The 24,211-nt window shown below is 44.4% G+C and carries 21 protein-coding genes and 1 pseudogene; 10 read left to right on the top strand and 12 right to left on the bottom strand.

The genetic code is table 11. The annotated features are described in order from the left end of the window. Positions 1 to 161 (bottom strand): transposase (locus VR7878_RS19095; RefSeq protein WP_077333472.1); only part of this gene is annotated, 161 nt, incomplete at its 3' end. 144 nt (positions 162 to 305) lie between these two features. Here VR7878_RS19095 and VR7878_RS19090 point away from each other — a divergent pair. Next, positions 306 to 542, top strand: coding sequence for a DUF2789 domain-containing protein (locus VR7878_RS19090; protein ID WP_077337583.1), 237 nt, complete (start codon positions 306 to 308; stop codon positions 540 to 542). Positions 543 to 601: 59 nt separating this feature from the next. Here the strand turns inward: VR7878_RS19090 and VR7878_RS19085 are convergent, their stop codons facing one another. Further along, the gene (locus tag VR7878_RS19085; protein ID WP_077337582.1) at positions 602 to 1,693 is read right to left on the bottom strand and encodes a hypothetical protein; all 1,092 of its coding nucleotides are present in this window, start codon (positions 1,691 to 1,693) and stop codon (positions 602 to 604) included. A 279-nt stretch (positions 1,694 to 1,972) separates the two neighbouring features. Here VR7878_RS19085 and VR7878_RS19080 point away from each other — a divergent pair, with 279 nt between their 5' ends. Then, on the top strand, positions 1,973 to 2,350 hold the full coding sequence (locus VR7878_RS19080; RefSeq protein ID WP_077337581.1) for a PEGA domain-containing protein: 378 nt from the start codon (positions 1,973 to 1,975) through the stop codon (positions 2,348 to 2,350). Between the two features lie 60 nt (positions 2,351 to 2,410). Here the strand turns inward: VR7878_RS19080 and VR7878_RS19075 are convergent, their stop codons facing one another. The 3 genes from VR7878_RS19075 to acuI all read right to left on the bottom strand — a co-directional run bounded on the left by VR7878_RS19075 (position 2,411) and on the right by acuI (position 6,441). Further along, positions 2,411 to 2,719 carry a hypothetical protein gene (locus VR7878_RS19075; RefSeq protein WP_077337580.1) on the bottom strand — a complete coding sequence of 103 codons (309 nt, stop codon included), beginning with the start codon at positions 2,717 to 2,719 and terminating at the stop codon, positions 2,411 to 2,413. Positions 2,720 to 2,894: 175 nt separating this feature from the next. Further along, complete coding sequence (locus tag VR7878_RS19070) at positions 2,895 to 4,865, bottom strand: LTA synthase family protein (RefSeq protein WP_077337579.1); 1,971 nt, start codon at positions 4,863 to 4,865, stop codon at positions 2,895 to 2,897. A gap of 586 nt (positions 4,866 to 5,451) precedes the next feature. Next, the gene (acuI, locus tag VR7878_RS19065) at positions 5,452 to 6,441 is read right to left on the bottom strand and encodes an acrylyl-CoA reductase (NADPH) (protein WP_077337578.1); all 990 of its coding nucleotides are present in this window, start codon (positions 6,439 to 6,441) and stop codon (positions 5,452 to 5,454) included. Positions 6,442 to 6,743: 302 nt separating this feature from the next. Here acuI and VR7878_RS19060 point away from each other — a divergent pair, with 302 nt between their 5' ends. After that, on the top strand, positions 6,744 to 8,501 hold the full coding sequence (locus tag VR7878_RS19060) for a bifunctional lysophospholipid acyltransferase family protein/GNAT family N-acetyltransferase (RefSeq protein ID WP_077337577.1): 1,758 nt from the start codon (positions 6,744 to 6,746) through the stop codon (positions 8,499 to 8,501). Between the two features lie 88 nt (positions 8,502 to 8,589). Here the strand turns inward: VR7878_RS19060 and VR7878_RS19055 are convergent, their stop codons facing one another. Continuing rightward, a complete protein-coding gene (locus tag VR7878_RS19055; RefSeq protein ID WP_077337576.1) occupies positions 8,590 to 8,940 on the bottom strand; it encodes a hypothetical protein in 351 nt (116 codons plus the stop codon). A 27-nt stretch (positions 8,941 to 8,967) separates the two neighbouring features. Here VR7878_RS19055 and VR7878_RS19050 point away from each other — a divergent pair, with 27 nt between their 5' ends. Further along, positions 8,968 to 9,243: an N-acetylmuramidase domain-containing protein gene (locus VR7878_RS19050; protein WP_235862917.1), complete on the top strand. Its 276-nt coding sequence runs from the start codon at positions 8,968 to 8,970 to the stop codon at positions 9,241 to 9,243. A gap of 13 nt (positions 9,244 to 9,256) precedes the next feature. Next, positions 9,257 to 10,021: a lamin tail domain-containing protein gene (locus VR7878_RS19045; protein WP_159440509.1), complete on the top strand. Its 765-nt coding sequence runs from the start codon at positions 9,257 to 9,259 to the stop codon at positions 10,019 to 10,021. 195 nt (positions 10,022 to 10,216) lie between these two features. Here VR7878_RS19045 and VR7878_RS21145 read toward each other — a convergent pair whose 3' ends face one another. Beyond that, positions 10,217 to 10,468: a hypothetical protein gene (locus tag VR7878_RS21145; RefSeq protein WP_159440508.1), complete on the bottom strand. Its 252-nt coding sequence runs from the start codon at positions 10,466 to 10,468 to the stop codon at positions 10,217 to 10,219. A 653-nt stretch (positions 10,469 to 11,121) separates the two neighbouring features. Here VR7878_RS21145 and VR7878_RS19035 point away from each other — a divergent pair. From VR7878_RS19035 to VR7878_RS19020, 4 genes are all read left to right on the top strand, one after another. Then, on the top strand, positions 11,122 to 14,349 hold the full coding sequence (locus VR7878_RS19035) for a non-ribosomal peptide synthetase (RefSeq protein WP_077337573.1): 3,228 nt from the start codon (positions 11,122 to 11,124) through the stop codon (positions 14,347 to 14,349). Between the two features lies 1 nt (position 14,350). Continuing rightward, a complete protein-coding gene (locus VR7878_RS19030; RefSeq protein ID WP_159440507.1) occupies positions 14,351 to 17,473 on the top strand; it encodes a beta-ketoacyl synthase N-terminal-like domain-containing protein in 3,123 nt (1,040 codons plus the stop codon). A gap of 11 nt (positions 17,474 to 17,484) precedes the next feature. Continuing rightward, the gene (locus VR7878_RS19025; RefSeq protein WP_077337571.1) at positions 17,485 to 18,612 is read left to right on the top strand and encodes an alpha/beta hydrolase family protein; all 1,128 of its coding nucleotides are present in this window, start codon (positions 17,485 to 17,487) and stop codon (positions 18,610 to 18,612) included. A 207-nt stretch (positions 18,613 to 18,819) separates the two neighbouring features. Next, the gene (locus tag VR7878_RS19020) at positions 18,820 to 19,134 is read left to right on the top strand and encodes a hypothetical protein (RefSeq protein ID WP_139344157.1); all 315 of its coding nucleotides are present in this window, start codon (positions 18,820 to 18,822) and stop codon (positions 19,132 to 19,134) included. Positions 19,135 to 19,722: 588 nt separating this feature from the next. On the opposite strand, the gene VR7878_RS19015 is transcribed toward VR7878_RS19020, so the two are convergent. From VR7878_RS19015 to VR7878_RS19005, 3 genes are all read right to left on the bottom strand, one after another. Further along, positions 19,723 to 20,253 (bottom strand): ankyrin repeat domain-containing protein, encoded by a 531-nt coding sequence (locus tag VR7878_RS19015; RefSeq protein WP_077337569.1) that lies wholly within the window; start codon positions 20,251 to 20,253, stop codon positions 19,723 to 19,725. Further along, positions 20,250 to 21,809, bottom strand: coding sequence for an S-type pyocin domain-containing protein (locus VR7878_RS19010; protein ID WP_077337568.1), 1,560 nt, complete (start codon positions 21,807 to 21,809; stop codon positions 20,250 to 20,252). The genes VR7878_RS19015 and VR7878_RS19010 overlap by 4 nt, the downstream gene beginning before the upstream one ends. Positions 21,810 to 21,977: 168 nt before the next feature. Beyond that, positions 21,978 to 22,181, bottom strand: a complete 204-nt coding sequence (locus tag VR7878_RS19005) for a hypothetical protein (RefSeq protein ID WP_059122514.1) — start codon at positions 22,179 to 22,181, stop codon at positions 21,978 to 21,980. 117 nt (positions 22,182 to 22,298) lie between these two features. On the opposite strand from VR7878_RS19005, the gene VR7878_RS19000 reads away from it, so the two are divergent. Beyond that, positions 22,299 to 23,141 (top strand): alpha/beta fold hydrolase, encoded by an 843-nt coding sequence (locus tag VR7878_RS19000; RefSeq protein WP_077337567.1) that lies wholly within the window; start codon positions 22,299 to 22,301, stop codon positions 23,139 to 23,141. A gap of 100 nt (positions 23,142 to 23,241) precedes the next feature. On the opposite strand, the gene VR7878_RS18995 is transcribed toward VR7878_RS19000, so the two are convergent. Together VR7878_RS18995 and VR7878_RS18990 are read right to left on the bottom strand one after the other, a co-directional pair. Then, on the bottom strand, positions 23,242 to 23,871 hold the full coding sequence (locus tag VR7878_RS18995) for a hypothetical protein (protein WP_077337566.1): 630 nt from the start codon (positions 23,869 to 23,871) through the stop codon (positions 23,242 to 23,244). A 121-nt stretch (positions 23,872 to 23,992) separates the two neighbouring features. Next, a pseudogene (locus VR7878_RS18990) lies at positions 23,993 to 24,211 on the bottom strand (IS630 family transposase); the annotation flags it as partial.

The raw sequence follows: 24,211 nt of genomic DNA, 5'->3' as shown, positions 1-24,211 counted from the left end.
TTTTTTTCTTGCTTGAGCTGCCTTACCCACTTATCCATTGTCGATTTACCAACACCCATGGCTTTTGCAGCTTCAACAACGGTGTAGTTTTGATCGAGAACAAGTTGCGCTGCTTCGAGTTTGAATTCCGCACTGAAAGTGCGTCTGGTACGCTTGGTCATAGTTTCACCTGTCATGCTATGAGGTGTATTTTAACACCTCTAATCAGGTGGCCAAATTCACCGTACCACTACAAGTTGACCTCCAACACTATCCTGAACAACGTATATACTTCAGGTAAGTGAACGCAGTGAAGGAGGCAGACCATGGAAATATCTCAACACGACATGACGGATCTATTCGAACAGCTTGGTTTAGGAAGTTCACCGGACGAAATTAAGGACTTCGTGAAGAAGCATCGATACACTCGGGATTCGACACCGCTCCATAAAGCAAGTTTTTGGACCGCTTCCCAGTCTGCTTTTTTAAAACAGGCAATTGAGGAAGATGCCGATTGGGCCGAATTGGTGGATCAGCTCGATGTCATGCTGCGAGACGAATGAGTGATTGAATCAATATCCTCCTGAAAAGGAGGATATTTTAGTAATTCTGAGAGATTTTTTTAGAAACTCACCGCCGGGCATAGCTTCAACGCTTCTTGAGCACGAACATACCGGGCTTTCGTTGCATTCAATTTCTCCCGCGTAAATTTAATATAGCCGAGTAGTTGATTGACAGCAGATATCGATTGATTGAGTGTAGACGTTGAACGACCTTTCTCTTCTCCTGCCGCTTTATTATCGACATCATTTACCGACTGAAAAATAGCATCATACATGCCCTCTTGTGATGCAGATTTGCGGATATTAGTCATTTGCGTATTCAGGTTAGCAATGATGGTATTAATATCCGGACGGTTGGATAACAGTTGATTTTTTACCGCAAGATTGGCTTCTTTTGTTGCGGCAATCACCGCATCAGGCATCGAAGAGATCAGGTACTGCGATTCATGCGCCTCTTGTAACAACCCGGCCCGGTTAGCCAGTAATGTTTGATAAGCCGCCAAGGCAGCCTTCCCTTTTGCCATAGTTTTTTCGTCAGTGTCAGGTTTTTTTATCCCTTCTTCAATGAACTTGATACCATCATCAAATGTTGCAGAACCCAGTATATTCAGGCTTTTGATCATCTCATCACCGAGTGTTTTCACTTGCTGTTCAGAATTTTCATCCTGTAAGATCAAATGACTGGTTTGGGTAATACATGCCATCTTTTTCTCAGCAGACAAATATAACTCGGTTCTCGATATGGGTTGATGGTAGCTTTTCATCCCTGTCACACCTGCAATAAAAACACCGGCAGATTTGATGGCGTCGATATGAGCATTACCGAGTAATATCACTCCTGACGCAACAGCTCCAGCCAACAAAGCCGCATCATAAGCTGTATTATACTTGTATTGGGTATTAGCCGCTTTGGCGTATTTAAATTCTAATTGCTCAGCCCAAGCATAGGCGCGACAAAGCCTCGTTTTTTTAGCATCGGAACCTTCATCGACACACTGAATACCGTTATAAAAAACCTTCGTTTCAGGTTTGTTTTTGTCAAAGGTCATGAGGAGGGTATTGTTATATTCTTCTTGCGGATTTACAGCAGTCATCGAACAAGCGGTTAAAGCCAACACGGTGATACCAACTGTCAATAGATGCATTTTCATAAAATAATCCTTTTCTTTATTGTTATATCAATAAATAGAATAGATTATTTTTTAACCATACCAGAACTTTTCAATGGTAGTGAAAAATAACGACTATCATTCGCTGACTTCCACCGTCGCTTTATTCTAGAACTTGTGCTTGGTTTCGTGTTTTTATCGCTCAAAAATAATACAACTATCATTAAAAAAGCGCAATTAATTGATAGACTTCAAAATAAAACTTCAAATTAAATTATAAATCATAGAAAATGCGCGCTTTGCAAAACCCATGAGCGAAACATGAAAAAACTTTTAATCAGCTTTATCTTACTGGTCACACTTTCTGGTTGTGCAGCGATGTTTAACGGCACAAGTCAACAAGTATCAATTCGTAGTAAAAACCCAGCGGCTAAAATCTATGTGAATGACGCATATCTTGGCGACGGTAATGTCATTACCGTATTCAAGAAAAACCAAAACTATACGATTCGCGTCGAAGAAGATAATTGCCACTCAGTCACAATTCCTGTAACGAAGTCATTTGATCCAACCACATTGTTGGGGGTATTTATCGACTTTGGCCTGGTGTCTATTCTTGTCGTCGATGGCGTTGGCACTGGCGCATGGCAAAAATTTGATCAAACAAGCTACATCGTCGATGCAAATTGCTCAAAATAAAAACTTCAGGCAGCATCACTTGCTGCCTTTTTATACCTTTATATCACGCTCATTGTTGCATTATGGCCAAGCCCGTTTTTTACCACCATTGGCTTTAATCAGTTCAATCGCTTTCTTCGACTTATCTTCAATCGAACGCAAACTTCGCGTAACGTTCTCCTGAAATTCAGCTTTGTTCTGACCAAATTGCTCAGGCGGAGGCGATGATGATGATTGTAATTGATGGATCATCTGAACCAGTTGCTTATTCTGAGCTTCCAGCGATTTCACCTTGGCAGTCAGCTCCCGTAGCATACCATTCTGCTCTTGGATTCGTGATTCGATATTATTAAAAGACTGGAGTATCTGTCCGATATTTTGATCTGCCATCAATCTCTCCAATTCAACCTACATCTCTCAAGTGTAGGTCAAAGTGGACGATCTATTGCAGCAATATGCACGATCACGGCCATGACAATAGAAAAAACACCTCTCATCATGAATATAAATACATGGCGTTCCGCGCCTTGAAACGGGGGTGCCTGAGCTGCTCCCTCTGAAACAATCACTCAACCTGAGGCGAGTGATAATTCTCTTGCGCTTGATAATAGTTGTTTTGAAAAGCCAGACTGCCCCACATGGCGTAAGCGTGCGCTCTGTCGACGATAGGTTCAGCCACCGGATGGTCGGTTAACGTATCGTGTTGCGGGTCATACCGGTAAGTTGTAATCCCCTGCTCAGGACGAATCACCACCACTTGATTATCAGCCGTCATCCAGCCAAAGTTTTTATCCCGTTGCATCAACGCCCGTTGCTTATCGACCGGAACGGTTTTGGTCATATCATTGCCGACCATCGGATTGACACTACTGATCCCGGCCAGAGATAGTAGTGTCGGTGGCAGATCGATCTGACTTGCCAAACGATCATCAAGTCGGTGCTCAATACCACCACCAAAGATAATCGCCGGGATTTTAAAGTGACCAATCGGCACCGGTAAATTACCGCTGGTACGAGCGTCATGATCAGCAACAACCACAAAGATCGTGTCATTCCAGTACGCTGACTGTTTTGCCTGCTTCACAAATTGGCCCAAGGCATAATCGGCATATTTGACGGCGTTTTCCTGAGTATTCTTCGGCTGGTTATACAGTTCGAACGGGCTATCCGGAAACTCATACGGTGTGTGATTGGATGAGGAGAACACTAAACTGAAGAAAGGCTCTCCTTGTGCATCCAGTCGAGTAAATTGCTCATCTGCTTTTTTGTACAAGTCGGTATCGGAAGCCCCCCATGACCCAACGAATTCAGGCGCTTGAAAGGTTGGAAAATCCTGTATATCCACAAAACCATTGCCGAGGAAGAAGCTCTTCATATTGTCAAAATGGCTCTCTCCACCATAAATGAACTGCGTGTGATAACCCTGTGTTTTCAGCAGATCGGCAATGGTAAAAAAGTTGGTCTGACTCTTACCCAGTTTCACAACCGCACGCGCCGGTGTCGGTGTAAACCCGGTTGTCACCGCTTCAATTCCACGTACAGAACGGGTTCCCGTGGCATACATCCGGGTAAAAGCCCAGCCTTCATCGATTAAGCGATCAATATTCGGAGAGGCATTAATTCCCCCGAGATGACTGACAAATTGCGCCCCATGACTCTCTAATAGCAAAATCACAATATTCTTTGGCTTGCCCTGATATTGCGCTTGATGGCGGGCTAATGTCGGCTTGTCACCCGGAACGAAATCTTGCGGATCAACATTCATCGAAGCTTTTACTTCTGCGATAATTTTCTCTTTGGCCATTTTCGGGTAAAACTGAAATGCACTTGCTTCTGCGCCCATTTGTTTGGCAGCAAAGATGACCGAATAAGAAGAGTTGAGGGCAAAATCATTCATTAATGGATCACTGGAAAATGCCACCATCGCCGGATTCATCGGCCGATGTTCAAAGCTTGATCGGGCGCCCATTACCCCCAGTGCCACCACACCAACAGCAATCACCGGACGCCAATACCAGCGTGGGAAAGAAAGCCCCGTGACCAAGTTTTTCGACCAGCGCCAGCCGATAAAAATTGTCACTACCGACGTCACCAGACCAATCAGCAACTCCAATTTATAGCCGCTCCAAAGCATCCCAAACACTTCTTTCGGATAGATTAGATACTCCACGAATAATCGATTCGGACGCAGGTCATATTCTTGAATAAACGGAACAGTTGCGACTTCCATATACACAACCAACCATAATCCGGCAGTCAGCCAGAGACGGAGAATCACATGCCAACAACGTCCAAGCAGATGATCCCCGGAAAAGAGAGCAGAAAGAAGTGCAGGTAAGATCAACAAATAACAGACGGATGACACATCGACCCGTAAACCACCCAAGAAGATATTTCCCCATCCCTGAGCGTCATTCACCCGTTCAATCTGCCATAAAGACAACCCCAAACGGGAAACGGTAAAAAGCGCAATAAAAACAATCGCAGCGCTAACAATCGGATAGAGCGGTCCTAGCAAAACTTTTACTTTATACAATGTCTATTTCCTTAAAAATATGTCGATGCAATTTTCCGACAAAATGACCGTCACACCTTCAACTGAATCATTTCAAGAGCAGAATCCTACACCTTGTTGTCATTCGACCAATAAATCTGAAATAAATTCAAGATAAATAACATATACAACATAAAGCTCATATATGATTTTAGAGACAAAATTGGTCAAACACCGCTGATCACAACATTCATTAAACACGCAGAATATTGCTAAATATAGAAAAGCTTGAATAAAAGACAAAGAGACAATCTATATGTACGATCGATTTTCGCAGTAGCATCACAGCAACACTCACCGATGATAGGACTCTCGTCAATTGATGCTTATTAACCGGTATCGCGTAACTGACCATTCATTTTAAAGTAAGCATTTGAAAAGTAATAATTTGAAAAGTAAGGCTATAAAAAGCCATGGGGTGAAAGCTCACGATTTTACCATTAAACGCTTAAGCGTAACCATTTGCATGATAAAAGTTAAACCGTAATTTGAGAGAAAATTACAGAATCTGCCCAAACCATCACCGGAGAGCAACTCTCCGGTGATGGCAAAACCAAGCTGGGATGAATCAGTCCTGATTGACATCGACAACCACACGCCCTGCCACTTTACCTGCCAGTAATGCCTGCGCGGTTTCAACCACTTCCGACATGCCAATCACCCGGCTGGCTTGGGCAATAATATCCGAATCAACCAACCCGGCAATTTTGTCCCATGCCATATGTCTTGTATCCATTGGGCACATCACGCTATCAATCCCGACCAGAGTCACACCCCGCAAAATAAACGGTGCCACACTGGCAGGGAAATCCATCCCCTGAGCTAACCCGCAAGCAGCCACAGCACCACCATACATCGTTGAGGCACAAGCATTGGCTAATGTATGACTACCGACCGAATCAATCACCCCGGCCCAACGTTCTTTTGCCAGCGGTTTCCCCGGCTGAGATAAACTCTGACGCTCAATGATTTCCGATGCACCGAGTGCATTAAGCCGCTCTGCATCTTCAGGGCGCCCCGTCGAGGCCACGACCTGATAACCGAGTTTTGCCAGAAATGCGATGGCAAAGCCGCCAACGCCACCATTTGCCCCGGTCACTAACACTGGCCCGCTGTGCGGTAATACACCATGTTTTTCTAATGCCATCACGCAAAGCATTGCCGTGTAACCGGCTGTCCCTATCGCCATCACGTCAAAATTACTAAGCGTCGGCGGAACCGGCAGCAACCAATCCCCCGGCACTTTGGCTTTTTGGGCCAGACCGCCCCAATACTTTTCGCCCAGCCCCCAACCATTGATTAACACACGCTGACCAACAGAAAAATCAGGGTGTTGGCTTGATTCAACCACACCGGAGAAATCAATCCCCGGCACCATCGGAAATGAGCGAACAACCGGTGAACTTCCGGTAATCGCCAACCCATCTTTATAGTTCAGCGTAGAATAATCAACCTGAACAACCACATCACCGTGTGATGGAAACGCATCATCCTGCAATGTTTTCAGCGAACATTGATAATCATCGCCTTGTTTGTCGATATAGAGAGCTTGGAACATAAATTTCCCCTGATTGGTATTGCTTGATTCGATATAAAAAGATTATGGCTCGATTGGTCTAAAGCGCGAGTCAAACCATAAAATGATCAGTCTCCTCCTTCAAGGAAAAAGCTTCAAGAGCAAAGCCACTTATCAGGCATGAAACCACGACTTATTTGAAATAAATCAAGTTGCATTCATCATCTTGCAATAACAAGGTCATCAGAACGTCACTGGTATGACATGAAAGCCTCACAAAACTGAAGCAAGCCTGCAACAAATCCAGCCTAGCATGAGGATCATCATCATGATTCGAGGTTGACATGCTAGCGAACAGTCCTTTTAAGCTACCCAAAAAGACGCCATTTGGTGTCGGTGAACACATTGCGGAATGGGCAACAGGCTTAACCAAATTAGATAAATTTTATGCCCAACGCCCGGCAAACTGCGATACTCAAACCTTTTTAAGATTCACTCTGGAAATTTTAGGTATCGATTATCGGGTGATTAAAGGCGCCTTAAATCATATTCCCGCTTCAGGCCCGACCGTTGTGGTCGCCAACCATCCGCTCGGATGCGTTGAGGGTGTCATTCTGGCTGAAATGCTGTTACAAATTCGTTCCGATGTCCAAATTCTCGCCAATCACTATCTGAAAACGGTTCCCGAGCTGGATTCGCTCTTCATCGGCGTCGATGTCTTCAGTACCAATCAGGCACAACAGGCAAACCTGAAAGCGATGCGTACAGCGCATCGCCATCTGGAACAAGGGGGCTTACTGTTGATTTTCCCCGCCGGAGAGGTGTCTCATCTGGTCGATATCAAACAACAACGACTACAGGATAAAGCGTGGAGCACGTCTGTCAGTCGTTTAATTAAAAAACACCACGCAACGTCAGTGCCCATCTTTATTAACGGGCAAAACTCCAAGCGTTTCTATATGGCAGGCAAAATTCACCCGCTGTTGAGAACGCTGATGCTCGGACGCGAACTCCTCAATAAAAAATCCCGCGCCATCGAGATCGCCATTGGTCAGCCGATTCAGTATAAAGAAATCACCCCACTGAATGATGAGCAGTTAGTCCATTACCTTCGCTTTAATACCTATCTGCTTAACCCGGCAACACAAAAACAACGCAATAAGCAAGATGGCGATCTCACCCTCCCTCCTGTCGCACCTCGTTTACCGCTGGATGACCTGAAAAGTGATCTGGCCCGGTTATCCGCTGAGGAGCACATTTTGCAATACAATGAATTTGATGTGTATTGCGCCAAAGCCGCATCGATCCCGTGCATCATGCACGAAATCGGCCGCGTCCGGGAGCTCAACTTCCGTCAGGTTGGTGAAGGAACGGGGCTGGCACTGGATATCGATAAGTTCGATCGGCATTACTTCCATCTGTTTATCTGGGATCGGGAAGCCGATGAACTGGTCGGTGCCTATCGCTTAGGTCTGGTCGATGAACTGATGGCAGAACATGGCTTAGCCGGGCTCTATTCCAGCACCCTGTTCAACTACGATCCCCAGTTTATTCATCAGATGGGTAAATCGATAGAAATGGGACGCTCCGTTGTCGCGCAGCCTTATCAGAAGAGCATGGCGTCATTGCTATTGCTCTGGAAAGGGATTGCGACATTTGTAACCCACCGCCCACAATATACACACCTGTTTGGCCCGGTCAGTATCAGTAATGAATATAGTGATGACGCCCGCCAGTTACTGGCGCAAACCATGACTTTAAATTACTACGATCCGGAGCAGGCACAGTTAGTCAAACCAACCAACCCACTGCCGGCCCACAAATACCATGACTGGAATATTCATCTGCTCAGCGCACTGGCAGACTTACAACTCCTGTCCAAAGTTATTGCCAGGATTGATGAAGGGAAAGGCGTACCGGTTCTGTTACGTCAATATTTAGGTCTGAACGGTAAGTTCGCCTGCTTCAATGTTGACCCGGATTTTCATGATTCACTGGACGGCCTGATTGTGGTCGACCTTCGTCAGGTTGCAGAAAAAACCTTAACCCGCTATATGGGCAGCTCACCCGCTCAAGCATATTTGGCGTATCACACTGAATAAAATATGGTGACATCCCCGGAGTCAATCAGTCTCCGGGGATGGATCTTCAGGCCAGTTCTCATCATACTCGATACAGATGCTTTGCCCCCTATGACTCTGAAAACTGCAACGACATGTTGATCGGTATATTCCACCAGCGCGATTTTTTGAATAAAGTCACCTTCGGCGCAGACTTTGTGGTGTCCTGTTGCCCGGATTGTTCAAGGTAAGCATTTAACTCAAGAGACAGACGTTCTACTTTGAAAAAACGGCACGGACACAACATATATAACGGAATCCATTGAATCTGATAACGAATCCCTTCATCCGTGATACAGGGCATTTTTATTCCCACAGGCTTGGCCGTCATGAGCGCGTCGTCACCGACGGAAAAATAATCCTGAAGCGGTGAATATTTTTCATCTTCCGCACGCGCCTTGGCCCGGAGCATATCTCGCATCAACCATTCCGCCAGAGTGCCGGAAGATTGGGATCGCTCACTGTACACCGAGGGAAAAAAGAGTATAAGCGTTTACAGCAAGCACTGACTCTGGAGCGGGAAGCTGCATTGAAATCCACCTCTTACAGACGCTATCAGATCATGGGGTTCAACCATCAAAGTGCCGGTTATGATGATGTCGAAAGCTTTGTCCGGGGGGATGTTTTTGGCAGAACGCCATCGGGGATAAATAAAACCATTGGTGATTGGTTCACCTTATCACGACAAAACGACCCGATCACAGCTACGGATGAAACCACATAAAAGGAGAACACCCGTGTCATCAGATATCATTTTGAAAACGCAGCAGCTCAGTCAAGAGATTGCGTCAACCTACCCTTTGGACGCCATGAAGATGGACGCCTACTGGGCAGCTCTGAACGATTTACAAGTGAAGTTTTATCTCCAGATCACCGGGCTGGATTTTCTCGGGGAGCCCGATGGAGATGAGTCCATCACGATCACTAACCGGGGCCATGTCATTTGCGATATCGGTCAGTGGCGGATCAATGCCGGAAACCCTCATCAAGACTATATTTTCCCCGAGGACACCCTGCTCCGGGGCGGTGAATCTGTCACGGTTTATACCCAGCCCGGTGCCCGACATAGTTTTAATTCAAACCGCTCGATCTGGAACAATCATGGAGATACAGCCACGCTGTTCAATCATAGCGGCGAAGTCATCTCAACCTGGCTTTACGGGAAAGCGGCTCATATGCATGTGATGATATCTAACGTGCACTATAAAGGCGATGAATTCAGAACTGAGGGTGACGAATATGTTGAATTACATAACACCTCCGGAGATCGTGTTGATATCACCGGGTGGCAGCTCACCGCCATGAGTAATACACACAGCTTTACCTTCCCGTCGGGGGCGATTATTGAACCCTCGGGGACGGTCCGGGTTTATACCAATCGTCCCCCCAGTGCTGCGAATGAATATAGTGTGAATAGCCCGACAGCGATCTGGAACAATCGCGGCGGGATGTGCGCGCTGTCCGATTACCTTGGATATGAGATTGCTCATTTTGCGTATTAATCATGCAATAACCGCCATGCAGCCACATAGTTACAGACACAAATGAGTGCTCATCAATATGGTTATTCGCGCATTCAGTCGGCGCTCCTCCGGGAGCGTCGCTTCAGACACGCTATCGAGTGCTGATAAAACAGCACCAACCGCGGCCCTGATCGAAACACAGACGCTGATCAACGATGGCATCAGTCTGTTGCATTATGTTGCCCGTTCGGGGGACTTGAATGTTGATCTGGAAATCGCCGCCGGCAAAGCAACCTGCACAGCCGCAATTGGGGGGAAGAAGACGAAAACCGCCTGCTGCGTTGTTATGACAAACTCGCCAGTCAGGTCTGGTCGGTAACCGTCGAGAGTATCAAAGCCGTCGTCCCCAATGCCGTCTACAGCATCGAAGTGCTCTTTAACGTTCTCGATATGATCACCGACAATATTCTGTAAGCCCCCGAACACGAAAGATTCAACCCTGCCTTAGCCTTCATCATCAACCCACTTTTCGATGTAATAAAGCCTGATGGAACCACCCAAACATGTAACAAAATAAAATATCTTTTAACTGACAAAAAAACCTCAAAATAGATTTAAAAACTACAAAAACAATAGTAATAAGATAATAAATCTAAAAATAACAATAACCTTGTAAATCACAACGGCTCATCTAGACTTAAAAATGGCCAAATGTAACAAAATATTTCTTGACTTCTAAATAGAAGTGTATACCTTATCAAACAAATTTAAGTGAACATAGTTGCATTGATATATTGCTTATTTAGTGATGCCTTTCATTATTAAATAATGTATTCATCCAATGATTAAAACATGCACACTATTTATCAATCGAATACGGAATATTTATATTGGTTGTTTATATTACTAATACTCGTTTGTGAGAACATGTCTGTAATATACACCCTCCCCAATATGTCTTCGTATAGTTAAAATTTAATTAAATAAATTAAATTTATGAGAGTAATTAAAGAAATAACCCAAAACCCATTGTAATGTTTTTATATCAATTTTATAAATATATACACATATAAAAATATCATTGATAACTCATTACAAATGAATATATAAAACAATTATATCTACAGGAATTCGTCAGTATGAATAGTACCGAAGGCTACGTCGTTTCGTGCGCTCAAGAAGCCATGTGGTTCGTGGATGGCTTTAATTCAACCAGCCGGGAGAATGAACTCAGAGTCGCATTTAAACTTGAAAAACAAACAAATATAAGTGATTTATGTCAAAAAATTATTGCCCTCATTAACCAAAATAATGAATTAAGAAGTTACTTTAGATCCACCAATTCTGAATTATTAAAATATACTTCACCATATTTTAATATTGACAACATCATCAAATATCACCAAGAAATGAATGAGAATGAATTCATTCACAATGTATTATCAGAGAAATTCGATCTAAAAGAAGATAGTTGTTTAATCAAGATCCATCTCAACGAGAACACAGAAAAAAAACTCGTTGTCATTAGAGTACACCATATTATTTCTGATTTTCATTTTATTGAAACTATCATTAAGCAGTTATTTAAAAGTGACTATCAGCATTTATCCTCGTCAAAAACATTGAGTGATTTACAATCTAAATATATTGATAGCCAAGAATATCAGGATGATATTAATTTCTGGTCAGAACAATTAAAGCATAAAAAGACTGCGCTTGAATTATTACCGAATACGCCACCTCAAAATGAATTTAATGGCAGTATTTGTAAAACCAGAATCAAAGGCAACTTGTATTCGAGTATTAAACAATACTGTGCTCACGCCAGTATCAGCCCTGCTCGGTTGCTCAGTCAGATATTTGCCATGACCTTATACCGACTGAGCGGACAAACCGAATTTTGTATGGGCTTATCCGTCAGTATGAGAAAGAATAACCCGGAAATTGGTTTGGGCTATGCAGTCAACGTTCTGCCTATCCCCTACCATTTTTCTCCGGATCAAACAGTCAATGACATGCTTTCAACAGGCAATACGACCATGTTGAATGCGCTGCATCACAGCCGGCTTCCCTTGAAGCGGATCGTTGAAGCCTGCGCACCGGAGCGTTCACTCAGTACCAACCCGCTGTTTAATGTGTGCTTCAATTTCCAAAAACTCTCGCAAACTTATCAGGGCAGCCTGTCCTCTTTGTTGTATGGTTCTCAAGGGCGATCCATCACCATCGATCAGACAACACTAGAGCCCTTCGACATTGAACAAATTGATTGCCAGTTTGATTTACTGATGGTGGCAGAAGAAACCACTGACGGATTTGATATTTTCCTCCTTCACAAGGATAACGTGATCAGTCATGCAACCGCTGAAGGTATTTTGGCGAACTTTGTCCATTTTTCCGATGTCTGTCTGCAACAGCCGGAACGTGCACTCTGCGAATTTAGTTTCACCACAAACAAAGCACAGCGTCCGTTGACAATCCAACCCGGCACCACCAGTCGCACACTGGTGGACTGGCTGAATGAAACCGCAGCAAAGTATCCCGATCATCTGGCGATTCGCTACAACGACACTCAACTCACCTATCGGTCATTATTCCGTCTGGCTGACAACTTGGCACACCAGCTGATCGGATATGGCGTGAAGCGCGGTGATAAAATCCCACTGTGCTTCAACCCCGGCCCTGACATGATTGTCGCGCTCCTTGCCGTACTGAAATGCGGTGCCTGCTATGTACCGATTAACCCCGCGTATCCCGATAGCCGCGTGAGTGATATTTTGTCTGATATTCAGGCTGTCAACGGCTTGGTTGAAGAGAGTCTCACCGCAAGATTTGAGCCATTGCTGGAACGAGTTGTCGTGCCCGCTCTCGATGCTCTGGCACAGCAAACGCCGAGCGGCTCATTGACGTCATCCTTACCGGACAGTGAAGATCTGGCCTATATCATTTATACCTCTGGGTCGACAGGTAAACCGAAAGGAGTCCAGATTTGCCATCGCAATGTCGTCCGCCTGTTTACCACCAGCGACGATAACTTCCAGTTTTCTGAAAACGATGTCTGGACCCTTTACCACTCATTTGCTTTTGATTTCTCGGTTTGGGAGATCTTTGGTGCTCTGCTCTACGGTGGCCGTCTCGTGATTGTGCCTTATCTGATCTCACGCAGCCCTGAAGAGTTCTCGCAGTTGGTCGAGCAAGAACAAGTGACTGTTCTCAACCAGACACCGACCGCCTTTTCCCGCTTCAGTGAAAGTTGTATCCGTAATCAGCTATCACTCCGGCAGCTACGGGTAGTGGTATTCGGTGGTGAAGCCCTTAATCTGGCGAGCTTATTACCGTGGTATAACACCTACGGAGAACGCGTCAGCCTAATCAATATGTATGGCATTACAGAAACGACCGTTCACGTCACCTACCGTAAGCTGGCGCAACAAGACTGCCTTGATGACCGGGGCAGCCTGATCGGAATGCCCCTGAATGATTTAGGCGTCGTCGTGATGGATACATTCGGCCACCCGTTACCGATTGGCTGGCCGGGAGAAATGTATGTCGCCGGTGAAGGATTAGCCAAAGGGTATTTTAACCGTCCCGAGCTCACGGCAGAAAAATTCATCGAAAAAACACTGGGTGGTGAAACACTGCGGTTGTATCGCTCCGGTGATCTGGCACGCTTTATCAGTGATCAAGAAATTGATTACCTTGGTCGCATCGACCATCAAGTCAAAATACGCGGATTCCGGATTGAACTGGGTGACATTCAGGCCAAACTATCGCGGATTGAGGCGGTTTCTCAAGCATTTGTAACCACCCAAAAAACCGACAATGACACCATTCTCATTGCTTACTTGTTGATGAACACACCAATTAGTTACGAACAGATTGTTCAGGAGATCGCAGCCGATCTACCGGAATATATGATTCCGCAACAATTTTATCTCACTGATGAAATTCCATTAACCGTCAATAACAAAGTCGATATGAAGCGGTTGCATGACATATCAACCCAACTCTTACCGACCGTCCGCAATCAGGTTGCCGAGTCAGCAACAGAGATCACCATTTTGTCGATTTGGCAGAAAATTCTCGGCTTCGATGAAATCGATCTGGAAAGCGATTTCTTCACCATGGGAGGGAACTCCAGCTCCATCTTGAAAGTTTATCAGCAACTGAACCAACACTACCCCGGTCAGCTATTGGTCACTGACTTATTTAAATACAGGAATATCCGCAGCTTATCGCGATTTTTATCCGATAAAACCACAACTGCGCCCGACAAAGAGACCGATTCGCAAAAAACGGCAAGAGCGCAGAAAAGAATCAATCAATTAAAAAACAGAAGACAACGTCAACCCCAATTAAATGGTGCATAAGATGGAAAAGAATGGCATAGAGGTAGCAATCATCGGGATTGCAGGCAAATACCCACAGGCTGATAATATTCAAGACTTTTTTGATAATCTCAAACACGGCAAAGAATGTTTAACCACATTCACCGATGAAGAGTTGCAAGAAAGTGACCCTTGGTACAGTCAGGACGCAAACTACGTCAAACGGGCTGGTATCATCAATAACGCAACCGGATTTGATAATAAGTTTTTTAATATCTCGAACCGGGACGCGCTATTAACTGACCCACAACAGCGGATTTTTTTACAGACCGCGTGGCACGCATTAGAAGATGCAGGGTGTGACCCATTCACCTATCAGGGTGACATTGCACTGTATGGCGGCAGCAGTTCAAATACCTATCTGTCCCACCATATTTTTCATTCAGATTATCGCCATGAAATGAATCAATACCCGGTCATCCTCGGTAACGAGAAAGATTTTCTCTGTACACGCGTCTCGCACGCACTGAACCTGCGCGGTCCAGCCATGACCGTTCAAACCGGATGCTCAACCTCACTGGTGGCGGTTCATATGGCCTGCCAAAGTCTGCTCAACGGTGAGTGTGATATCGCCATGGCCGGTGGCATTACCATCCGATTCCCCGTCAAAGCCGGCTATAAATATCAAGATGGCGGCATCTTATCGCCTGATGGTCACTGCCGTCCGTTCGATCAGGATGCCTGCGGTACCGTCGTCAGTGATGGTTGTGGCATTGTTGTTCTGAAACTGCTCGAAGACGCATTACGCGACCGCGATCAGATCTACTGTGTGATCAAAGGCTCAGCTATCAATAATGATGGTCAGGATAAAATGGGCTTCACCTCCCCCAGCATTTCCGGACAATCGCGAGTGATTGAAGATGCTCTGAGCCTGTCCGGACTCGATGCCAGTCAGATCAGTTATGTGGAAACCCACGGCACCGGCACCAAACTGGGGGATCCGATTGAAATCAATGCTCTCAGAGACATTTATACCGGTCATCAAGGTCAGAAAGTCAAACTGGGCTCGGTCAAAGCCAATATCGGCCATACCGATACCGCTTCTGGGATTACCGGATTGATCAAAGTTGCATTGATGATGAAACATCATACCTTGCTGCCTCAGATTCATTTTAATCAGCCCAATCCATTGCTTGAACTCGATAACAGTTCGTTGGAAGTCAACACTCAATTGGCTGACTGGCATGATGACGCAGCGATCCGTTATGCGGCTGTCAGCTCTTTCGGGCTGGGTGGCACCAATGCGCATATGATTGTGGAATCAGGTGATATCTATCAACAATCATCTTCGCACGTACCAGCCGAACCACAACACATCTTACTGTCCGGCCGGACAGCACAAGATTTAATTCGCAATAGCCAGCAAATCGCTGCTGCAACTCACCATTACACCGATCAAGATCTGGCTGATGTTGCTTATACACTGGCTGCCGGAAGACATCACTTCCCTTATCGCCACTGGATGGAAGCCACAAACATTGCAGAAGTACGCCGGAATCTCGCCGCACTCACCGAAAGTGCAGTGTATCAGCCCAGCGGAATCTGCCGGATTAAGATTTATCAAACTCAGGAGATGACCTTATCGGAAACCTTCATCAACAGTGCCCATTATTTCAATTTCACTGAACTGTCAGAAAAACACCGCTTTTGGGCGGAACTATGCGAGCAAATGGTGATAGAACCGTTAGAAGTAGAAATGTTCTACACCAATGAACTGATCGATAAAGTGATGATTCATGCCTACAACGCAGACAACAAAAAAGTGGCAGAGACCGACAGCGAAATTTCCTATTTGAGCAACAACGATGTGTTCAACATGCTCTGCTGGTTGTGGCAACAAGGGCTGACGATTCGCTGGCAAAAATTCTATGCGACTCAGTCCGTCCGGAAAGTCTCCCTACCGGGTTATGCGTTTGACCAGACCGTGTTTGAAATTGAACCGACGATTACGAATGGTTCCGACGCGCTCACCGGCTCAGCGGATACTGAGCTGCCAGCCACTGACAACACCGCGATAACTCTGGAAAGTATTCAGGACAAAATCCGGCAACTCTGGCTCGATGATTTGGGTGAAGCGATTCCTTGCGCAGCAACCACCGATATTTATGAACTGTGCGGAGATTCCTTTACCGCGTTACAGATGAATGTTGAGTTAGAAGACTTCTATGAGATTTCGTTGTCAAACAAAACATTTATTGAGAACAATACTCTGAACAAGCTCTCTGAGGTGATTTATAACCTCAAACATATCGGTGAACACTCTACGCTGGATGAACATATCGTCTGCTTTAACGACCAAGGCAATCTCGCACCGGTCTTCCTGATTCACCCGGCAGGCGGCACCGTGATGGGCTGTAAAGAATTGGCGCGTCGACTGCCGGAAGGTCACCCCGTTTATGGGATTCAGTACCCCTTTCGCGATGAAGGCAATGACATCGTCTCCATGTGTGATTTAGCCCGCCATTATAACGAGAAAATAACCGCGCTTTACCCAACCGGTAATCTGATCCTTGCCGGTCATTCATTCGGGGGCAATGCGGCGCTGGAAATGGCGCTTCAGTTCGAACAAGCGGGCAGAACTATCGAGCAAGTCATTATGTTTGACAGCCATCCGCCACAAGCATACTTCTCAAACACGGTCTTCAGCGAACAGCAGTTCCTGGCGTCATTCCCCGTCATCTGCGGCATGTTCTTTAACACCAAAGAACCGCTCAATGATATGAAAAGTGACACGCTTGAAGATGTGGTCGATTATCTCAAACAGAAAGGCTGGGTTCCTTGGGGATTCAGTACCGAAGAATTCAAACTGTACTACGAACTATGGCGCAGTAATCACAATACATTGAGAACGCATATGCCATCCGAAAAACTAAAAGCAGATTTGCTCTTCTTTAAAGCAGAAGTGTTCCAACCCCAAGAGATATTGGATGTGCTGAACATCTCATTGGTTGAAGGCACCGAAATCGCACAATGGCAATGTTTTGCACAATCGACAATCAAAGAGTTCGTCGTCCCCGGAACCCATTACACCATGCTGGACAAAGAAAACGTCGATGTCATTGCTGACATCCTGCATGAATTGCTCACCGTAACCGTCGCAGCTTAGGAGAAATCATCATGACTCAACCACGCCCATTACCAAAAGGACAAACACCGGCCAGATTAAATGCCCGGGGTATCGATTTTTCTGACTACCAAAAAATCGACTACCGCGTCAATCGTAAAGGTGAAGACTGCGTCGAAGTCTGCCGCTCACTGGCACACCACCTCGATGAAGTCGCTTTAGAAAAACAGGCAGCAGGACATCAGCTCAGTGCCTGCCAGCTCTCGTATAAAGCGGCCGCGTTATATCGGATCTCCCATTACGGAATTCTCGAGTTTGACGACGAAAAATCAGCGTTATATCAGAAAGAGCTAGAGGTATTCAGCCGGGCACTCTCACTCGATACTCGCTTTAGCGCAGAACGAACCGAAATTCCCTATCGGGAAGGAAAACTGGTTGGCTGGCTGATGAAGCCTTTAAATTGCAGTGATGATGTCCCGGTCGTGCTTGCGACCGGTGGTATTACCGGCTTTAAAGAAGAAGTTCATTATGTGATTACCCACTTTCTTGAGCGGGGAATCGCAGTCTTGAATATCGACGGTCCGGGGCAGGGAGAAACATTCTATCATTATGGTATCGGTGTTGAACCGGAATCAGAACTGGCACATAAGGTCATGATTGACTACCTGATTGACCGGACTGATGTAGGCAACAATATTGCTTTATACGGTTTATGTATGGGCGGATTGCTGGTGGCCAGAACCGCAGCAGCGCAGCGGGATAAAGTCAAAGCAATTGTCTGTATGGGCGGTGGCTACGAGCTGACGAGCAGTGTCAGAGAACACCCTCAGTTTGAAGCGGTGTTTGCCTATCGCGGTAACGTGGCAGTTGATGAGATTTACCCATTTGTTGACCGTTTCGGGATGGATACGCTATCAACCAAGATTGACCGCCCGCTCTTGATTATTCACAACCGTCCGGACTTTTTAATTCCGTCGTCGAACGTCAAACGCATTTATGAAGAGGCAACCACCAGCGATAAGCAGCAAGTCTACTTTAAAGGTGCGGAGCACAACGCGCATAATGCCAATGCCGAGGCTTGCGCTCTGGCGGCCGACTGGCTGGTGGAACGATTATTCAATCGTCAAGAGAACGCCAGCACCTCAACACCAGCCAAACAAGCCGATCTGGTAGCCGGTTAAACCGGTGAACAATAGTGTGAGCCTTGCATTCGCAAGGCTCATTTTTATATCGCGTATCCCTCGAATTGTACAACGATATACAGACACACAAATCTTATCATTGCCATGATACAACTGTGCTATCATATAAGCATGTATTTGCATAAAAATGTACACTATTTCATCCCAGATTCAAACTCATCCATTTTCCTTTAGGACATGCTGACCATGATGTGGGTATTTTTACCACTGATGATTGTACCTTTCCGCTGGAAGTCATTGAATACATCACAATGGCTCTTTACTGCTTATTATCTCTCGTATGCCATCACATTCGCTTATTTTTATCACCAGCCCCTCTCACCTTATCTCGGTAGTTTCTATCTGGGTATTCCGGCTATCGGTTATGTCTCTTTTCTGTTTCCCAACCTGCAAAACTATTATCCGGAATCAGCGGTCAGAATGCTCAGTATCATGGGGCTGTCGATGGCCTTTGTTGTTTTGCTCTACAGTTTGCTCATAAATAACGGTACTTGGCGCTAAATCATCCGGCATTGGATCAGGCGGTGACGTGGTTTTGGAATGAATCAGTCATGGGTAGTTTTTAGATTTCACGTCATCTTTGGGAGCCGGAGGCTGGAAGGATAAAATTTGTGATGCAGGTGTTTGGGACGCTATGACTTTCTTCGATTTTATTCGCATCTCCGAAAGCGCCCCAGATACTTTTTTATAGCCCCAAAAGTATCCAAAAATGCCTGAGGTTTACGTTCAGCGCACCGAATCAGGGGAGGATTGATTCGCATCCTGCTCAGGCAATCCTGAAAAATCATCCATGGATTATTTAAACACAATCATAACTATATGATTTTATTGAAATTAATTAAAATATTGCTTATTAAAAAAACCGATTTTATACACGCATTGCTACACGCAATTGTTTTGAATAATCATAGACTTACATGAACAACAATGAAGTGTCTAATTTAAGGTTTGCTTGATTTTTAAACATATTGACTATCTTTGCAAGCCCCGATTTTGCAGGAAAAGGGCTGATACAAAAAAAGCCACAACATCATGCGGCTCTGGATGAGTTCCGTTTTAAACACTACCCTGATTGATGGTGGGTTCTATTTAGTAATGACTGACTAATTCAATAATCTTAGGATCCATGTCATCGAGTAAGTTAACAAGCTCTCGGACTGATTTTCCCTTTTCTGTTTTAGCATCAGGATCAGCACCGAAATCAAGCAATAGTTTGACAACATCATATACAAATGGTTTTCCTCGAAATGCCATTCGAAGGGCGTTTATGCTATCTATGCCTCTGTGCTCAATCAATTTATCAGCACCGTTTTCCAACAAGAGCCGGATCCCCTCGACGTTGCGTTGACGAACGGCATAAATCAGTGGCGTATAGCCATAGCTATCAATTGCGTTGACATCCAGCCCTTGGTCAATGAGGTATTGGACAGACTCAATCGGAGGACTTTCCTCTGGGTCTGTAGACGTTGACATCAGGATTTTATGCAAGTAACTCCATTTTTCCGATTCTGATATTCTGTGAATGTCTGCACCGTCTTTAATCAATGTTTCAGCTTGTTGTATTTGCCCATTCCTCAAGGCCTTAAAAAGCTTATACTCCGGTCTTTCGGTATATTTCATTTCAATTGTCTCTTCTCTAAAAATTTGTCCATATCTTCAAGAATCTTTTCTAGGTCATCACTGCCCGGTTTTTCATTGACATGACTAAGGTTGGTCTTGGCATCCTCAATCAGAAAATAGTCAGGGTGTGAATTCACAAAATCATTCAATTCTTCCTGCGTCATTCCCATCTCATCAGCCGCTAAGAGAATACGTCGGTTTTCAACTCCAAATCGATGTCCATAATGCCAATCTGTAATTACGTTGCCGTCTTCATCGACGAAATGACCATTTAACTTTTCTGCCTCTGCTTCAATCTGTCTTTTGGTCTCAGCCCGAAGAGATGTTCGGTTTAGCTCCGGTTTGGGATATTTACTCGCACCATACTGACCATTCGGTTGACGGATTTGATGACTATACACCACATACAGTGGTGGGAGTCCGGTATCTGCCGGAAAGGTCAGAATATAGTCTTGTAAATCTGCATCAGCGATTGGCGTGATGTAGGTGTTGTCAAATTCTTGGCCTTGCTCAGCCTCCGGATACACCCAGATATTGTAAGTTTTCAGGTCAGGAATGGGATTGACAAGGATTGGTTTACCGCCAAAATCACCACTCATCGGTATCCATTCAATGGTGACATCCGGCTCTAACTCAACGACAAATTTATCACCGACCCGAGTCACTTCACGTTTGGGAATATTCACCCCATTGACATGATAACCGTAAATCCGATTATCAGCATTGAACCCTAAGCGGATATTGGTTTCAACCGTGGTTTTATCCATCAGGTCATTTTCATTGTACAGCGTGCCGTCACCAAGTTGGCTGGGCATAAATGCGGCCAGAATGCCAGCCCGACCAACAATTTTCATCGTCAGGTTCGGTAGCTCTGCCAGTGCTGCACCACCAATACGCGTTAAAAAAGCGTCTTCAGTCGCTGCCGTCCCAACCCCCTGACCAATCGCCAGCGTATAGGCAGCATACTCACCCAGAGATGAGAGTTGCTCTCTTTGCGTACCGATATTACACGTTCCTCTCGGCACAAGGGCAGATTTTGCAAAACGAGAGGGTTTGATCGGTGGCTTGTTAAACGTGTCTTGCCATGATGACGGGGGCAGTTGAATGTTATCTAATTCTTGTATTCGTTCCTGACGCTGTTTTGCCAGCCGCTCGGCTAAAGTGAGTTTCACAGGTTCACGTTCAACATAAGGCTCAGTATACACCGAGGCGTTGACACTGCCGACGTAAGATGAGCCAATGCCATGATTGACCAGCTCAGCCCGTGCGGTATAGGCCTTGTACGCCAGTCCGTCGAGCTGAGGCTCAACCTCGGGATTGACTCGCCAGTATTGATTGCCCCATTCATCCCGATCCCGAATCAATAAGGGGATGGATGGTGTATCAGTGAGTAAGACTTGATGGCCGCTGCGAAGCTGCTCAAGAAAATCAGAGCAGCGCATTCCGGCAGGCGTTACGGATTTTATATCCGATTCGTTCAGGGATGAAAAATCCCCTTCAACCTGAGCAAATTCATAACTCATCAGGTTGTAGATTTGGATGGTTTGATAGTTCATTTGACGTTGTTTATGTATGAATTCAGTTCATATCGATATAGGAGGAGCATTGTACAACAGCACAATAACAGATGATCCATTATCAATAGAATCAGATGGTTAATGTGGTTTACATTCCATAAATAGGTGGATTTACTGCCTTATTGATGAATAGCAATCACGTTAATGCTATTTCTCAGCTTTTGGTCGTTCATAAATCCCGTCAAAAGAGACAAGCTGAACTTCGATTACCCCACCAAAGTATTCAATTTTGACTCGTGGGTCATCTTGCTGTTTTAGCTGAGCGCTGAAGGTTTCATAAAGGGATGCAATAAACTCTCTGACAGGTTGATCAGCATCAAGCAGAGAGTGAGATGATTTATCTTGTTTCATAAGCCTACCAACATCGTTTGTACCCAATGAGCGATGACGCGATGCAATCGCTTCTGTTTATTCTTATCTATATGAATGATTTATATTTTGCTCTCCATTTCTAAAAGGAGAAACACAATGGAAATCAATCAAATAATTCTCAATAACAACCTGTTCAGATTTTCTTTGTACAAGAATCATCAATCTGAATCAGAACATGTGGTCATTTTTCTGCTTGGCGCTCTACAGGAGATCGAATCAGTTGATTCATTCTCTCGTAAATTTTCTGAGCATCTGGATTGCTTCACTATAGAAGTTCCCGGAACTGGATGTACTAAACCGCTTGATGCCAGCATTAGTATTCGAGAGCAGGCCATGATGCTTTTAGAATTTATTCATTATATGGGTATGAAAAAAATCCATATTATTGCCTTGTCATATGCAACAGCAATATCGGTTGAACTTTGTGTCCTCTGCCCCGATATCATTAGTCTGTCGATATGTGGAGGGCTTCCAAGCATCCCAGAATCAGGCAGATATGCGACCAAAAAAATGATTGCTGCATCAATGGGTGACAGCAAAGAGTTCGCCAAATTATTCACCAATACAATGACAGTCGATAATCCTGATATTCCCCAAAATAAAGCAATCCGAAAAGTGGTCGAAAGAAACATATCTAAAATGTCACCGGACAGAATGAATATATTCTTTGAGAATACAGTCAGGCTATTAGTACATCACCCTGATAATATAGAAAATATAAAGACACCTTGCACTATTTGTGTGGGTGAATACGACCCATATATTACTAAAGAAAGCGTATTTAATTTTTCACAAAAACTAACAAATTGTAACTTTATTACAATTAATAACGCTGACCATTTTGTTCATTTAGAACATCCAGAAAAACTATGTAATATTTTAACTTTACAGGCTGATCTCTATATAAATTTAAGTAAAAAATTACAAGAATTTGTATGAATGATTGAATCTTATTTTTAAATTTATATTCAACTTGGTCAACTTAAATCTATGTCCGTTTTAAGTTGACCTTTTACAGTGAAATGATAGGTATCACGTTTTATCTATATAGTTCTGACAAACTCATCAGAACTTTAATCATTGATTTTCGTTCATTTTCTCCAAGTAATCTAAGTGCCTCTATCATTAAAGAATCTCGTACATGTTGAACCTGTCTAAGTTTGTGAAACTCGGGGAACTGCTTCATTTCACTGATGAAATTCACATGAGCATCGAGATGAAAACCCTGCATAACTCTGAAACCGATAGATACAGGAAAGTGTGTTGTTCTATTCGGATTTTCCAAAATGTTATACTGATATTCTGATAAACCAAGAACTCTAGATATAGTGTCAATAGAAAGATTATTTTCGTGTCTGAATTTTTTTACTGTAAGAGCAATTGAATGGTAATAGTCAATTGCAAAGGCATTAATGTCCAGAACATCCGGTGGTAACAAGTGACTATGATCTATCATACATCCATACTCTGCTTCTATCTGTTGTCTGAATGTCAGAAAACTTTGTTTTGATTCTTCATTGAGCATACTGCAAATCATCGATAAAAAAAGTTCTATGACTTCTGTTGGTACACGTCCAACACGAACAAGGGCTTCAACAACACTATCTCCCATGCCTCGGTAGAGTTTATTTTGCTTAAATCCATGAAAAAATGCAGTCATCGGAACCATAGTTATTCATGAATATGCAGCAACAACATGAATAGGACGCATCGACGAATAGCTTTGATGCATATAACGTTTTAAGGTATTCCCTTGTATACCAGAAAACCGTTTATCTAAATAACTGATCCTAATTATGCTCCACTCTCATCAAACCATAACCGCTACCGGGAAATGGTGAAACGTTATCCATAAAGTAACGTACCCGCTGCAATAATTGCCACATCGTTTTACACTGATGGTTCCGGGTCACTGTTTCATGCAAAGCGTGCCAAAGCTTCTCTATCTTGTTCACCCACGGAGAATAAACCGGCTGAAACAGTAGAATAAACTTGGGATTTAACTTCAG

The sequence above is a fragment of the Vibrio ruber DSM 16370 genome (assembly GCF_900163965.1).
Classification (GTDB): domain Bacteria; phylum Pseudomonadota; class Gammaproteobacteria; order Enterobacterales; family Vibrionaceae; genus Vibrio; species Vibrio ruber.
Note: the sequence above shows the minus strand (reverse complement) of the source record. Positions and strands in the feature narration are given on the sequence as shown.

Bases quoted from the DNA above. Each gene is read 5' to 3' on its own strand.
- VR7878_RS19000 (WP_077337567.1), top strand. From the start codon at position 22,299: ATGGAAATCAATCAAATAATTCTCAATAACAACCTGTTCAGATTTTCT.
- VR7878_RS19010 (WP_077337568.1), bottom strand. From the start codon at position 21,809: ATGAACTATCAAACCATCCAAATCTACAACCTGATGAGTTATGAATTT.
- VR7878_RS19085 (WP_077337582.1), bottom strand. From the start codon at position 1,693: ATGAAAATGCATCTATTGACAGTTGGTATCACCGTGTTGGCTTTAACC.
- VR7878_RS19020 (WP_139344157.1), top strand. From the start codon at position 18,820: ATGATGTGGGTATTTTTACCACTGATGATTGTACCTTTCCGCTGGAAG.
- acuI (WP_077337578.1), bottom strand. From the start codon at position 6,441: ATGTTCCAAGCTCTCTATATCGACAAACAAGGCGATGATTATCAATGT.
- VR7878_RS18995 (WP_077337566.1), bottom strand. From the start codon at position 23,871: ATGGTTCCGATGACTGCATTTTTTCATGGATTTAAGCAAAATAAACTC.
- VR7878_RS19005 (WP_059122514.1), bottom strand. From the start codon at position 22,181: ATGAAACAAGATAAATCATCTCACTCTCTGCTTGATGCTGATCAACCT.
- VR7878_RS19055 (WP_077337576.1), bottom strand. From the start codon at position 8,940: ATGCGAGATATGCTCCGGGCCAAGGCGCGTGCGGAAGATGAAAAATAT.
- VR7878_RS19090 (WP_077337583.1), top strand. From the start codon at position 306: ATGGAAATATCTCAACACGACATGACGGATCTATTCGAACAGCTTGGT.
- VR7878_RS19075 (WP_077337580.1), bottom strand. From the start codon at position 2,719: ATGGCAGATCAAAATATCGGACAGATACTCCAGTCTTTTAATAATATC.
- VR7878_RS19035 (WP_077337573.1), top strand. From the start codon at position 11,122: ATGAATAGTACCGAAGGCTACGTCGTTTCGTGCGCTCAAGAAGCCATG.
- VR7878_RS19025 (WP_077337571.1), top strand. From the start codon at position 17,485: ATGACTCAACCACGCCCATTACCAAAAGGACAAACACCGGCCAGATTA.
- VR7878_RS19080 (WP_077337581.1), top strand. From the start codon at position 1,973: ATGAAAAAACTTTTAATCAGCTTTATCTTACTGGTCACACTTTCTGGT.
- VR7878_RS19015 (WP_077337569.1), bottom strand. From the start codon at position 20,253: ATGAAATATACCGAAAGACCGGAGTATAAGCTTTTTAAGGCCTTGAGG.
- VR7878_RS19030 (WP_159440507.1), top strand. From the start codon at position 14,351: ATGGAAAAGAATGGCATAGAGGTAGCAATCATCGGGATTGCAGGCAAA.
- VR7878_RS19060 (WP_077337577.1), top strand. From the start codon at position 6,744: ATGCTAGCGAACAGTCCTTTTAAGCTACCCAAAAAGACGCCATTTGGT.